The following is a 12,262-nucleotide window of genomic DNA, read 5'->3' as shown; positions in this document are numbered from 1 at the left end:
CCCTGCGCCCGTCAGTATTCGATCTTGTCCGGCTTCGCCATCCAGGCGGCGAACGCCGCGGTCGCCTCCGGGGTCGGCTGATGCTCCATCGCGATGGCGCGCTCGGTCGGCGCTTTCGGAATTTCGTCATAGATGAAGGCGTCGTCGAACCCGATGGCGGCCGCCTCGTCGCGCGTATTCGCGTAGACGATGCGGGAGATGCGCGCCCAGTAGGCCGACGCAAGGCACATCGGGCAGGGCTCGCAGCTGGTGTAGAGCGTGGCTCCCGCAAGACTGAAGTCGCCAACGGCCCGGCACGCGCGCCGGATCGCGGTGACTTCCGCGTGGGCGGTGGGGTCGTTGGTGGACGTGACCTCGTTCCAGCCCTCCGCCAGCACCGCGCCGTCGCGCACGATCACGGCCCCGAATGGGCCGCCGAGATTGGCTTCCATGCGCTCGCGCGAGAGCGCGACGGCGCGTCCGAGGTGAGCAGAATCATCCTGAGAGATCATCTGAGGTCCTGAAACGAGAGATCAGCCGGCGCGGGAGAGCCATTCCTCGAAGGCGGCGCTCGCCTCCGGCATGGGCGCATGAATGCACGGTATCCGCCGTTCGGCCGGGCTCTTCTCGTATTCGGCGCGAATCTCCTCGCTCTTGACCCCGATCGCCTTCGCCTCTTCCCAGGTCGTCGCATAGAAGCAGCGCGCCACGCCGGCCAGATACATTGCGCCCATGCACATCGGGCAGGGTTCGCCGGACGCGTAGAGCACCGAGCCGCTGAGATCGCCATGGCCGAGCACCTTGGAAGCGCGGCGGATCGCCATCAGCTCGGCATGGGCCGTCATGTCCTTGGAGGCGAAAACCGAATTCCAGCCTTCCGCCAACGGCTTGCCGTTCAGCACGAGCACAGCGCCGAAGGGCTTGCCCTCGCCGGAGCGCATGTGGTCGTAAGCGATGTCAACCGCGCGCTTCAGGAAGCCGTGGTCGCTCGAATCCAGTGTCATCCGCGTTCCCCCGATAGACGCCGCGGTCGGAAGGACGCCGCCACGCTGGTTGTCTGGATGCGGGCGGCGTCCTGCGCCTCCCGCCATTGCAAGAGCTGCGCCGCCGCAACGGCCGCAATCACGGCGGGTTCCTTGCCGCTGACGCCCTCGACCCCGATGGGGCAAACGAGCCGCAACAGCGCCGCTTCCGAAACGCTCGCCTGCCTCAGGCGAGCCAGGAAGCGGGCCCGCTTGGTCGCCGACCCGATCAGGCCAACGGAGCCCAGATCGGCCCTCACAAGCGCCGCCGCCGTGATGGCCAGATCCAGCGGATGGGAATGAGTCATGACCATGACGAGGGAGCCCGCCGGCGCGCTCGCGACCGCCTCAACCGGGTCCGCGGTGAGCAGGGCTTCGGCATTCTGCGGGATGAGGGCCGGAAAGGCGGCCTGTCGAGAGTCGATCCAGCGCACCCGGAACGGCAATGGCGCCAAGGCCAGCGCAAGCGCGCGCCCGACATGGCCGGCGCCGAACAAGAGCACGGGCGTCCGGTCGTCCCCGTATCGTTCACGCACCCCCGCGCCCGGCTGCGCAGCGTCCGTCGCAACGCTGCGGGCGATGCGTCCATCGGGTCCGATGGAGGCTTGAAGGTCGAACGGGCCCCGTGATTCGAGCTCGGCGAAACGCGCGATCTCGGCCCTGTCCGCGATGGCGAATGTCTCGATCCAGGTTCTGACCCGGCCGCCGCAGCACTGACCGAGATCGGGGCCGAGCGGCCAGTCCCCCACCAGGGTCGCACGCGCATCGGCAGCCAGGGCCGCCTTGGCGTCGCGCAGCAGGCGCCACTCGAGTTCGCCGCCGCCCACCGTGCCCCAGAAGCCGCCGTCCGGACGCACGACCATGCGCGCGCCGGCCTCACGCGGCGCCGAGCCCTGCACGCCGACCACGCTCACCAGGGCGGCCGCGCCCTGCGAGTCGATGGCATCCAGCAGTCTGGTCCAGATGAGGGTCACGGTTCCTGCCGTTCACGTCCTGATTCAAGCGCCTGCGCGGGTGATTCAACCCGCGGACGCAACTGCCTGCACGGCCTTCAGAATTGCTTCCGGCGTGGCCGGCGCATCCAGCGCGACGGGGCGCCCCGGAGCCACCGACTGAACGGCGTCCGCGATGGCGCCGAACACCGCGTTGGCGAGCATCACCGGGGGTTCGCCGACAGCTTTGGAGCGGTAGATCGTGTCCTCCCGGTTGGCTCCGTCGAACAGCGCCACCCGGAAATCCGCCGGCGTGTCGGACGCCACCGGGATCTTGTAGGTCGACGGCGCATGGGTGCGCAGGCGGCCATCCTTATCGTAGACGAGTTCCTCGGTGGTGAGCCAGCCCATGCCCTGCACGAAGCCGCCCTCGATCTGCCCGATGTCGAGCGCCGGGTTCAGCGAGTGGCCGACGTCGTGGAGGATGTCGACGCGCAGCACGCGGTTTTCGCCTGTGAGCGTGTCGATCACCACCTCGGCGCAGGCTGCCCCATAGGCGAAATAGAAGAAGGGGCGTCCCTGCCCGTTGGGGCGATCCCAATGCAGCTTCGGCGTCGCGTAGTGGCCGGCCGCAGACAGGTGGGTCCGGGCCATGTGTGCGCGCTTGGCGAGTTCCGCGAAGGAGACGCTCTCGTTGCCGGCGAAGACGTGGTCGTCCCGGAACTGCACCTCGGCGGCGGGCACGCCGAAATGGTCGCCGGCCAGCGCTGCCAGCCGGTCGCGAATCTGGCGCGCCGCGATCTGGGCCGCCATGCCGTTCAGGTCCGACCCGGACGACGCCGCAGTCGGCGAGGTGTTCGGCACCTTGTCGGTCGTCGTCGCGGTGATGCGCACGCGGTCCATGCCGACGCCGAACTCCTCGGCGACCACCTGGGCGACCTTCTGGTAGAGCCCCTGCCCCATCTCGGTCCCGCCGTGGTTCAGCTGGATCGATCCGTCTGAGTAGACATGCACCAGGGCGCCGGCCTGGTTCAGGTGCGAGAGCGTGAACGAGATGCCGAACTTCACCGGCGTGAGCGCGATGCCCTTGCGCAGGATCGGCGAGGCCGCGTTGAACGCCGCGATGGCCTCGCGACGGGCGCGGTAGTCGCTGCTCGCCTCGAGCTGATCGAGAATGGCGGCGCCGACGTCGTGATCCTCCACCGTCATGCCGTAGGGCGTGACGTCCCGCTCCGGGCCGTAATGGTTGGCCTTGCGCACATCGAGCGGATCGCGGCCGAGGCGCCAGGCGATCTGGTCGATGATCCGCTCCATGGCGAGCATGCCCTGAGGGCCGCCGAAGCCGCGAAAGGCCGTGTTGGAGACCGTGTTGGTCTTCAGCCGGCGCGTGCCGATGATCAGCTCGGGCAGGAAATAGGAGCTGTCGGCGTGGAACATGGTGCGGTCCACCACGCCTTGGCTGAGATCCGCCGAGCAACCGCAGCGCGCCAGGAACGCCATTTCGACGCCCGCGATGCGGCCGTCGTCGTCGAAGCCGACCGCGTAGTCGACCCGGAAGTCGTGGCGCTTGCCGGTCATCGCCATGTCGTCGTCGCGGTCGAGCCGGATCTTGCACGGCCGGCCGGTGACGCGCGCGGCCAGCGCCGCCATGGCGGCCCATTGCGACGCCTGGCTCTCCTTGCCGCCGAAGCCGCCGCCCATGCGGCGCACCTCCGCGGTCACGAGGGCGTCCGGAACGCCGAGCACCCGGGCGCAGACATGCTGGATTTCGGTGGGATGCTGGGTGGACGAGTGGACATGCATGGAGCCGTCCTCGCCCGGGATCGCGAGAGCGACCTGCCCTTCGAGGTAGAAATGCTCCTGCCCGCCGATCCGGAACGTGCCGGCAAGGTGATGCGGCGCCGCGCCGATCGCGGCCGGCGCGTCGCCACGCTGGAACGCGTAGTCCGGCAGCACGGTCTCGCCCCGAGCCTGCGCGTCCTCGACGGAGACGCTGGGCTTCTCCTGCGCGATCGTGAGCGCGCCGAGGCGCGCCGCCCTGCGCGCGGCGTCCCGCGTTTCGGCGACGACGGCGAACACGGGCTGGCCGTGGAAGATCACCTCGCGGGCGGCCAGCAGCGGCTCGTCGTCGAAGGCGGGGGAAATGTCGTTCTTGCCCGGGATGTCGGCGGCGGTCAGCACCGCGACCACGCCCTGGATGGCCCGAACCCGCTCCAGATCCACCGCCATCAGGGAGCCGCGGGCCATGGGCGACCCGCCAATCGCAATGTGCAGGCAGCCTGCAGGCTCGGGCAGGTCGTCGATATAGGCGGCCGACCCCTGCACGTGCTTGGCGGCTGAATCATGCGGCAGCGGTTGGCGAACGTGCCGCAGCGGCGCTTCGGACATGTCCGAGAAGCTATTCGGCCGCATGGGCGGTCTCCCGATGGCCGATGATGCGGGTGGCGGAACTCGGCGCGCCGGCGATCTCGGCGAGCGCCTTGACGATGAGGTTCTTGCCGACCTGCAGCCGATAGGCCGCGGACGCACGATGATCATCGAGGGGGGCGAAGTCGCTGGCCAGGGCTTCGCCGGCGGCCGCCCAGGAAGCGCCGTCGTTGACGGGCTGCTCAAGCAGGGCCGTTTCCACCGCCAGAGCGCGCTTGGGCGTCGCCGCCATGCCGCCGAAGGCTACGCGCGCCATCACGATGCGCTCACCCTGGACGGTCACCCGCATCGCCATCAGCAACGAGGAGATGTCCTCGTCGAACCGCTTCGTGACCTTGAACACCCGGACATGATCGCCCGGGCCTGGCTTCGGCACGAGGAGGCTGCGGATGAACTCCCCCTTTCGGCGGTCCTGCTTGCGGTAGGCGAGAAAGAAGTTCTCGAGCGGCAACGTGCGGCGCTCGGAGCCGCCGCGCAGCTCGATATGGGCGCCCAGCACGATCAGCATGGGAGCGAGATCGCCGATGGGCGAGCCGTTGGCGATGTTGCCCCCGACCGTGCCCGACGCGCGAACCTGATTGGAGCCGAAGCGACGCATGACTTCGCCGATATCGGGATCGATGGCCGCGAGCGGTTCCAGGGCGCGGGCGTGCGACACCGTGGCTCCCAGCGCCAGCACTTCCGGGCTGTCGTGGATGTCGCCTAGGCCACGCACGCGGCCGAGCCAGATGAACTTGCGCAGCGGCGCGAGCGCCTTCGTGAGCCAGAGGCCGACATCCGTCGCGCCGCCCAGGATGGTGGCTTCGGGGTGCTCGGCCAGCAGCGCCGCGAGGCTCTCCTCGCTCGCGGGCGAAGCGAAGAATGCGTCCTCGTCGCCGACGAACACGTCCTGCCCGTCGTCGAGCCGCCGCAGCATCGCCAGGGTAGCGTCCGCGCGAGCGTCGAAACCGTCCGCGGCCGGCTCGGCGCAGACATCCAGCGCGGCGTCGATGATAGGCCTGTAGCCGGTGCAACGGCACAGGTTGCCCGCCAGGGCGTCGCAGGCCGCCTCGCGGGTCACCGGCCGCACGCCTTCGTGGTAGAGCGCGAACAGGCTCATGACGATGCCGGGCGTGCAGAACCCGCATTGCGAGCCGTGCCGCGCGACCAGCGCAGCCTGAACCGGGTGCAGGTCCCCCGAACCGCCCGAAGCGGCGCCGGCGGCCAGATCCTCGACGGTGATCAGCTTCGCGCCGTCGATCTGCCCAAGCAGCAGGATGCAAGCGTTCACGGGCTCGTAGACCAGCCTGCCGTCGCGCTCGCGCCCGAGCACCACCGTGCAGGCGCCGCAGTCGCCCTCGCCGCAGCCCTCCTTGGTTCCGACGAGCCGCTGCTCGATCCGGAGCCAGTCCAGCAAGGTAGTCCGAGGCGCGAAATCGTCGACCTGCACCACCCGCCCGCGCCGCACGAAGCGGATCGAACTCCTCGTCATGCTCAGCTCCCCCGATAGGTGGAGAAGCTGAACGGCGAGACGAGGAGAGGCACGTGGTAATGGGCGTTCTCGGCTGCGCCAAAACGCAAGGGAACGACGTCCAGGAAAGCGGGCTCGGGCAGCCTCACCCCGGCTGCACGGAAATAATCGCCGACATGGAAGCTGAGCTCGAAGGGGCCCGGCTCCGCCGATTCGCTGGCGATCAGCGGCTGGTCGAGGCGCCCGTCCTGATTGGTGAAAGCGTCGGCCAGGATGGCGCCATCGCTCAAACGCTTGAGGATCACACGCACGCCGGCGGCGGGTCGCCCCGCGGCGGTGTCGAGAACATGGGTGGTCAGCTTCATGTGGTCATGATGGAGCAAGTCCCGCGCCCGCAGAAGCCCCCACGCGCGCGCGTCCCGCCGAGAATGCGCGATTCCGGCATAGTCTTCAGTGCACGAGCTTCAGTCCCGCCACCGCGACCACAAGGATCACCGTGGTCGTCCCGCAGACCACCGCGATGGTGCGCCAGCCGACGCGAAGCAGGGCTCCGATGGACGTTCCAAGCCCCAGGGCCGCAATGGCGACCAGGAGCCCCCATCCGGACAGCCAGACGGCGACCGTCCGCACTTGCGCGGGCACGAGCCCAGCAGAGTTGAGCAGCGCGAAGGCGAGGAAAGCGAGCGCGAAGACCGGTACGGGTGTCTTCGCGTTGCTGGCCGAGCCGCCACGCCCTGAAAACCACCATCCGATGCCGAGCACAACGGGCAGGAGCAGGAACACCCGGAACAGCTTCACGATCACGGCGGCGTCGCCGGCGGTCTCCGACACCGAAAACCCGGCGCCCACAACCTGGGCCACGTCATGAATGGTGGCGCCGAGCAGGATGCCGGTGGTGCGGTCGTCGAACCCGAGCAAAGGCCCCAGAGCCGGATAAGCCACCATCGCGAGCGTCGAGAGGGCATTGACGGCGACGACCGTGAACACCGTGTCGGCGTCCCGTCGCGGATAGGTCGGCAACACGGTTGCGGTCGCGAGCGCGGCCGACGCCCCGCACACGGCCGTCGCGCCGCCCGCAAGCGCGCCGAACGGTTCGCCCAGCCCGAGCAGGCGGGCCAGAACCATGCCGCTCGCCAGCGTCGCCACCATGGCGACGATCACGATTGCAACCGTGGACCAGCCGAGCGCGACGATGTCGCCCAGCGCGACCCGGAACCCGAGCAACGCGATTGCGATTCGCAGCAGCTTCTTGCCGCTGAAGGCCAGGCCGGGTTTGAAGGTCGGCCGCAGCGCCACCCCGTGCAGCGCCATGCCGATGATGAGCGCCAGCACGACCGCCGGGATCGTGATGGGCCGGCCGGTCACGGTTTCGATCAGCCGTGAAATCAGGGGCTCGCCGGCCGACGCGAGAAGCGCGACGACGAGGGAGAGCGCCACGCCGGGAATGGAGGCTCGCACCGCAAGGCCCAACCGGGACGACTGCAAGGACACTTCGTTGGGCCTCATGGTCTGCGCGCCCGGCATGGCTCGGGGAAAAGGCGACGGGCCGAGCAACGCCGCTGCGTGCTGGAACGTCCGGAACGGAGGCGCGTCAGAATGCCGCACCCGTCTACGCCGAGGCGGGTCGCCAAGATGTTCGCGTCCCACAGCGGTTTCTGGGCGGAAGAACCCGGAGTGCGCACGGTTGTGGAGAGCCAGTTACGGGCCTCACCCCGGAGGGACACGACTCTTTTCCACCGCACGCCTGCAATCAAACGCCGGCAAACGGAAGCCTTGCGGGCGGAGCACAGCAGCCCAGCATGGGGTTCGCCTTCGATAAACTGCACCGAAGCTGTTGAGGCAAAATTCCGGGGGAGCATGGACTTGGGAACTCTTGAACTCAGGTACCATCTTGCGCAAACACGCCGATCATCTTTTGACGTCCGAAAACATGCAGACGGCAATGATTGTAGGCCTGTGTTCGCGGGGCGCGTTGATCGCCTGAAGACGAGGCGAATGTAGAATTGTGGCGAGCAGTCCCCATCTCTAGCCAGAGAGTACGACCAACCTCGAGCGGAGCCTTATCGGCGTCGCACGTGAACCGCAGCCTCTGACGGTTCATAGGATGGTGCGCGGGATTGGGTGTCAATGATGGCCGATTCGAACAAGGCTGGCTTCGGCGAGCGAGCCCCACAGCCGCCGCTCTACGCCCAGGTTCGCAATACGCTGGTGCGGCGGCTCGTCGAGGGCGTCTGGGCCGAGGGCGAGATGCTGCCCAGCGAATTCGAACTCGCGGCCGACATGGGCGTAAGCCAGGGAACGGTCCGCAAGGCGCTGGATTCGCTCGCGGCCGACAACCTCGTGGTGCGCCGTCAGGGCCGCGGCACCTTTGTGGCCGAGCACGACGAGGCGCGCATCCTGTTCCAGTTCTTCAAGCTGGTCGGCGACTCGGGCGAGGCGTCCTTCCCGGAAAGCCGGGTGGTTTCGGCGCGGTCCTGCACGGCCACTGCCGAGGACGAAAGGGCGATGGGCCTGCCGCAAGGGGCCGAGGTGGTGCGCATCCATCGGGTGCGTTCGATTGGCGGGCGCCCGGTGATCGCGGAGCGGATCGTGCTTCCGGCCGCCCTGTTTCCAGGGTTCGCCGATACGGAAGCGCCGAACAATCTCTACGGCCTCTATGCGCGGCGATATGGCGTCACGGTCGCGCGTGCGCACGAGCGGCTGAAGGCCGTGGCGCTGCCCGAGGGCGAAGCGCTGCTCTTGGAAACCAAGGTCGGAACGCCGGCGCTTCTGGTGGACCGGATTGCATACGGGCTGGATGGATCAGTGATCGAGTGGCGGGTCAGCCACTGCCTCACGGACGACCTGCACTACAGCTCCGACCTGAAGTGACGGTTAGCCGGCGTTCCGGAGAAAATCGTCGACCTCTGCGCGGCTGGGCGCTCCGTCCCGGCCGCCGAAGCGCGTGCATTTGATTGCTGCGGCCGCTGACGCGAAGCGCACCGCGTCCGCCTCGGGCCGGCCTTCCGCGAGCGCCAACGCGAGGGCGCCGTGGAAGACGTCTCCGGCCCCGAGCGTATCGGCCGCCTGGATCGGGAAAGCCGGCGCATGGCGCAGCTGGCCCCCTTCCAGGAACAACACGCCGCGGGGCCCATCCGTGACGGCGAGCCAGTTCGCCGCGCCGGCCCCGACCTGCTTGAGGCCACTCGCCAGGTCAGCGCAGCCCGTTAACTCGCGCAGCGCCTGAGCCGCGAAGGCGACATGCGTCGCGCTTTCAACCAGTCCACGGGAGCGCGGCGCGCGATCGCCGTCCAGCACGCCGACGCCGCCGGATGCGCGCGCGGCCGCGAAGGCCTTGGCGGAACCGGCCTCCCAGCGTGTGTCGCACATGACGGCCGAAATGCCCGCAGGAAGCCGGTCCGGAATGACGTGCGTCGCCTCCGGCATGCGCGGGTCTTCGTAGCTGAGGACGAGCCGCTCGCCAGCCGCGTCGACAATGACGGACGAAAGCGGTGACCGCATCCCTGCGCCGCGAAACACGGCGGAGCAATCCACCCCTTCGCGCTCCACCGTGCGGACGATCTCGTCCCCGACCGCGTCATCGCCAAGGCGCGCGGCCAGCATCGCGGTTCCGCCGAGGCGGGCGACCGCCACGGATGCGTTCGCGGCGATGCCGCCGCCCACCACCGCCAGGCCATGCGCGCGGTGCTTTTCGGGCGACGTCGGAATGCGGTCCACCGCGAACACGTAATCCTGCGCGGCGAAGCCCACGCACAACACGCCGGCCATGACGGCGTCTCCTCAGGCGATCCGGTATTCGGAGACCTGGGTGTAGACCTCCCCAGGGCGCAATGTCGGATCAGGAAAGTGCGGCTGGTTCGGACTATCGGGCCAGACCTGCGCTTCGAGGCAGAGCCCCGCATTCACGCCGTAGCGCTGGCCATCGAGCCCCGCGACCGGAAGATCGATCTTCCAGCCGTCGTAAACCTGCACGCCGGGCTCCGTGGTATGGAGTTCGAGCGCCAGCCCGGTTCGGCCCGAACGGAGCGTCGCCGCATGCCGGAGCGGCTCGTGCGGAGACGGCCGCGCGGAGGTCAGAACAAAGTTGTGGTCGAGCTTGAACGGCGCGCCGCCCTCCCCCGGCTGGCGCAAGACGCGCGAGCGGCGGAAATCGAACGGCGTGCCGGCGACGGACAGGATCTCGCCCGTGGGGATCTGGTCCTCGCGGACCGGCGTGTAGAAATCGGCCGAGACCTGCAGCTCGTGATCGAGCACGGAGGCGGCGCCATCCAGCGTCCAGTAGGTGTGCTGGGCCAGGTTCACGATGGTGGGCGCGTCCGTGGTGACGGTGAGCTCAACCCGCAGGGCCGCGGGCTCCAGCAGGCGGTAGACGCAGGTCGTCGTCACCTGCCCGGGATAGCCGCCGTCGCCGTCTGGCGAGACCAGCGTCAGCGTGACGGAGTTCTCGTCGGCCGCGCCAAGCCGCCAGAGCCGCTTGCCGAAACCGGCGGCTCCGCCGTGCAGCGCGTTTCGCCCGTTCTCGTTGCGCTCCAGCTGGTGCGAGACGCCGTCCAGAGCGAAGCGTCCCTCGGCGATGCGATTGGCGTAGCGGCCCGCGACCGCGCCCATGTGGGGAGAATGCGCGACGTAGTCCTCGAGCCGATCGAAGCCGAGCACGACGCGCTGGGATCCGCCGCCGGGCAGCGGCGCGTGCATGTCGCGCACCACGGCGCCCCAGGTGATGATCCTGGCCTCGGCCCCGGCCTTAGACCGGATCGTGATCTCGTGGACGACCTCGTCGCCCAATTGCCCGAATTCCCTGATTGTCACGCGCGCCCCCCGTTTGTTGTTGATCTCATCGAGCAACGGCCAGCCCTCGCGCAAGGCTGGCCGTTGTTTCAGGCCAAGAGGCCCGACCGCGCCGTGGCGCTAACGGACTTTCTCACCAGCTGCCGGTGTTCTGCATCGAGCTCCACGGCTCGGCCGGCGCCTTTGCTTCGCCCTTCTGCAGAAGCTCGATCGAGATACCGTCGGGCGAGCGGATGAAGGCCATGTACCCGTCGCGCGGCGGGCGGTTGATCGTCACGCCGGCCTTCATCAGGCGGTCGCAGATCTCGTAGATGTCGTCCACCCGATAGGCGAGATGGCCGAAGTTGCGGCCGCCCGCGTATTCCTTCTCGTCCCAATTGTAGGTGAGCTCGAGCAGCGGCGCCTTGGTGTCCTTGGCCTTCTCGACATCGTCGGGAGCGGCAAGGAACACGAGCGTGAACCGGCCCTTCTCGTTGTCGATGCGGCGGACTTCGACGAGGCCGAACTTGGCGCAGTAGAAATCGAGCGCCTTGTCGAGGTCGCCGACGCGCACCATCGTGTGCAGATATTCCATGGGATTTGCTCCTCGTTGGGTCTCGTTGAGTCTCGTTGAATCGTGTCGGGATCATTCCCCGGGTCGCCCGAAGGGGAAAGCCCCCGCACTGCATGGCGGCCCGGCGCAGATCGCCCTAGGTTATAGGGGTGATTGCCCGCCGGACAGCCCCGGCCGGCCTGCGAAGGACGACGCCGGTGAGCGACGAGGACGAGATCGAGATCCTTTCCGAGCCCCCTCCCCCGCGCCTGGAAGCCCAGACGCTGGCGGTGGCGCGCGACGGATCCGTGCAGGAGCGCGGCCGCGCCCTGGCGGCCGAGGTGCCGGTATCGATCACGTATAACGGGCTGGCGCACGCCGTCATGATGGCGAGCCCGCTCGACATCGAGGATTTCGTGGTCGGCTTCTCGCTGACCGAGCAGATCATCGAGAGCCCGGACGAGATCGAGGAGATCATCGTGCGTCCGATCACGCTCGGGCTGCTCGCCCAGGCGATGATCCCGACGCACCGCCAGAAGGCCCTGATGGAGAACCGCCGCAACCTCGTCGGCCAGACGGGCTGCGGCATCTGCGGCATTGTCGAGCTGGAGCAGGCGGTGCGCCGCTTCGGGCCGATCAAGGCTCGGCCGCAGATCAGCGGGCCGGCGATCTTCAAGGCCATGGACGCGCTCTACCCGATGCAGATTTTGAACCGCGACACCGGCGCGGTGCACGCGGCCGCCTTCGCGACGCCGGACGGCGAGATCCTGGCCGTGCGCGAGGATGTCGGGCGCCACAACGCGCTGGACAAGCTGATCGGGCATCTCGCCCGGCGCCGCATCCCGGCCGACCAGGGATTTTGCGTGATGACGAGCCGCATCTCGTTCGAGCTCGTGCAGAAATGCCTCGCCGCCGGCATCCCGGCGCTGGCCGGCATCTCGGCTCCCACAGGGCTCGCGGTGCGTCTGTCGGCCGAGCACCGGCTGACGCTGATCGCGCTGGCGCGCAGCGACACGTTCCAGGTGTTCTCCGATCCGCACGGGCTCTTCCCGCGATCCGCCGCCCCGGCGGAGGTGACGTCCACGCCCGAGCCTGCCTTGCCGGGCGCGTGAGGCCGCCGCACCGGGGTTGT

The 12,262-nt window shown here is 68.7% G+C and carries 12 protein-coding genes; 2 read left to right on the top strand and 10 right to left on the bottom strand.

The window, feature by feature from the left end; all coding sequences use genetic code 11:
* Positions 1-11: 11 nt before the first annotated feature.
* From AC1DSZ_RS15395 to AC1DSZ_RS15365, 7 genes are all read right to left on the bottom strand, one after another.
* Entirely contained in the window at positions 12-491 is a 480-nt protein-coding gene (locus AC1DSZ_RS15395; protein ID WP_476839225.1) for a nucleoside deaminase, read from the bottom strand.
* 21 nt (positions 492-512) lie between these two features.
* Positions 513-983 (bottom strand): nucleoside deaminase, encoded by a 471-nt coding sequence (locus tag AC1DSZ_RS15390; protein WP_476839224.1) that lies wholly within the window; start codon positions 981-983, stop codon positions 513-515.
* Positions 980-1,975 carry a xanthine dehydrogenase accessory protein XdhC gene (gene xdhC, locus AC1DSZ_RS15385; protein ID WP_476839223.1) on the bottom strand — a complete coding sequence of 332 codons (996 nt, stop codon included), beginning with the start codon at positions 1,973-1,975 and terminating at the stop codon, positions 980-982. Before xdhC ends, AC1DSZ_RS15390 begins: the two co-directional genes overlap by 4 nt.
* A 45-nt stretch (positions 1,976-2,020) precedes the next feature.
* Entirely contained in the window at positions 2,021-4,345 is a 2,325-nt protein-coding gene (xdhB, locus tag AC1DSZ_RS15380) for a xanthine dehydrogenase molybdopterin binding subunit (protein WP_476839222.1), read from the bottom strand.
* Positions 4,332-5,831 carry a xanthine dehydrogenase small subunit gene (xdhA, locus tag AC1DSZ_RS15375; protein WP_476839221.1) on the bottom strand — a complete coding sequence of 500 codons (1,500 nt, stop codon included), beginning with the start codon at positions 5,829-5,831 and terminating at the stop codon, positions 4,332-4,334. The genes xdhB and xdhA overlap by 14 nt, the downstream gene beginning before the upstream one ends.
* A gap of 2 nt (positions 5,832-5,833) precedes the next feature.
* On the bottom strand, positions 5,834-6,175 hold the full coding sequence (uraH, locus tag AC1DSZ_RS15370; protein ID WP_476839220.1) for a hydroxyisourate hydrolase: 342 nt from the start codon (positions 6,173-6,175) through the stop codon (positions 5,834-5,836).
* Between the two features lie 85 nt (positions 6,176-6,260).
* Positions 6,261-7,316: a YeiH family protein gene (locus tag AC1DSZ_RS15365; protein WP_476839219.1), complete on the bottom strand. Its 1,056-nt coding sequence runs from the start codon at positions 7,314-7,316 to the stop codon at positions 6,261-6,263.
* Positions 7,317-7,940: 624 nt separating this feature from the next.
* On the opposite strand from AC1DSZ_RS15365, the gene AC1DSZ_RS15360 reads away from it, so the two are divergent.
* A complete protein-coding gene (locus AC1DSZ_RS15360; RefSeq protein WP_476839218.1) occupies positions 7,941-8,681 on the top strand; it encodes a GntR family transcriptional regulator in 741 nt (246 codons plus the stop codon).
* Between the two features lie 3 nt (positions 8,682-8,684).
* On the opposite strand, the gene AC1DSZ_RS15355 is transcribed toward AC1DSZ_RS15360, so the two are convergent.
* The 3 genes from AC1DSZ_RS15355 to AC1DSZ_RS15345 all read right to left on the bottom strand — a co-directional run bounded on the left by AC1DSZ_RS15355 (position 8,685) and on the right by AC1DSZ_RS15345 (position 11,172).
* Positions 8,685-9,578, bottom strand: a complete 894-nt coding sequence (locus AC1DSZ_RS15355) for a PfkB family carbohydrate kinase (RefSeq protein WP_476839217.1) — start codon at positions 9,576-9,578, stop codon at positions 8,685-8,687.
* 12 nt (positions 9,579-9,590) lie between these two features.
* Positions 9,591-10,619, bottom strand: a complete 1,029-nt coding sequence (locus tag AC1DSZ_RS15350) for an aldose epimerase family protein (RefSeq protein WP_476839216.1) — start codon at positions 10,617-10,619, stop codon at positions 9,591-9,593.
* Between the two features lie 112 nt (positions 10,620-10,731).
* Positions 10,732-11,172, bottom strand: a complete 441-nt coding sequence (locus tag AC1DSZ_RS15345; protein WP_476839215.1) for a VOC family protein — start codon at positions 11,170-11,172, stop codon at positions 10,732-10,734.
* 176 nt (positions 11,173-11,348) lie between these two features.
* Here AC1DSZ_RS15345 and fdhD point away from each other — a divergent pair, with 176 nt between their 5' ends.
* On the top strand, positions 11,349-12,242 hold the full coding sequence (gene fdhD, locus AC1DSZ_RS15340; protein ID WP_476839214.1) for a formate dehydrogenase accessory sulfurtransferase FdhD: 894 nt from the start codon (positions 11,349-11,351) through the stop codon (positions 12,240-12,242).
* The last annotated feature ends 20 nt before the right edge of the window (positions 12,243-12,262 follow it).

This window comes from Alsobacter sp. P4_H11, from assembly GCF_056400925.1.
The sequence above is the reverse complement of the archived record's forward strand: the minus strand, read 5'-3'. Positions and strand labels throughout refer to the sequence as shown.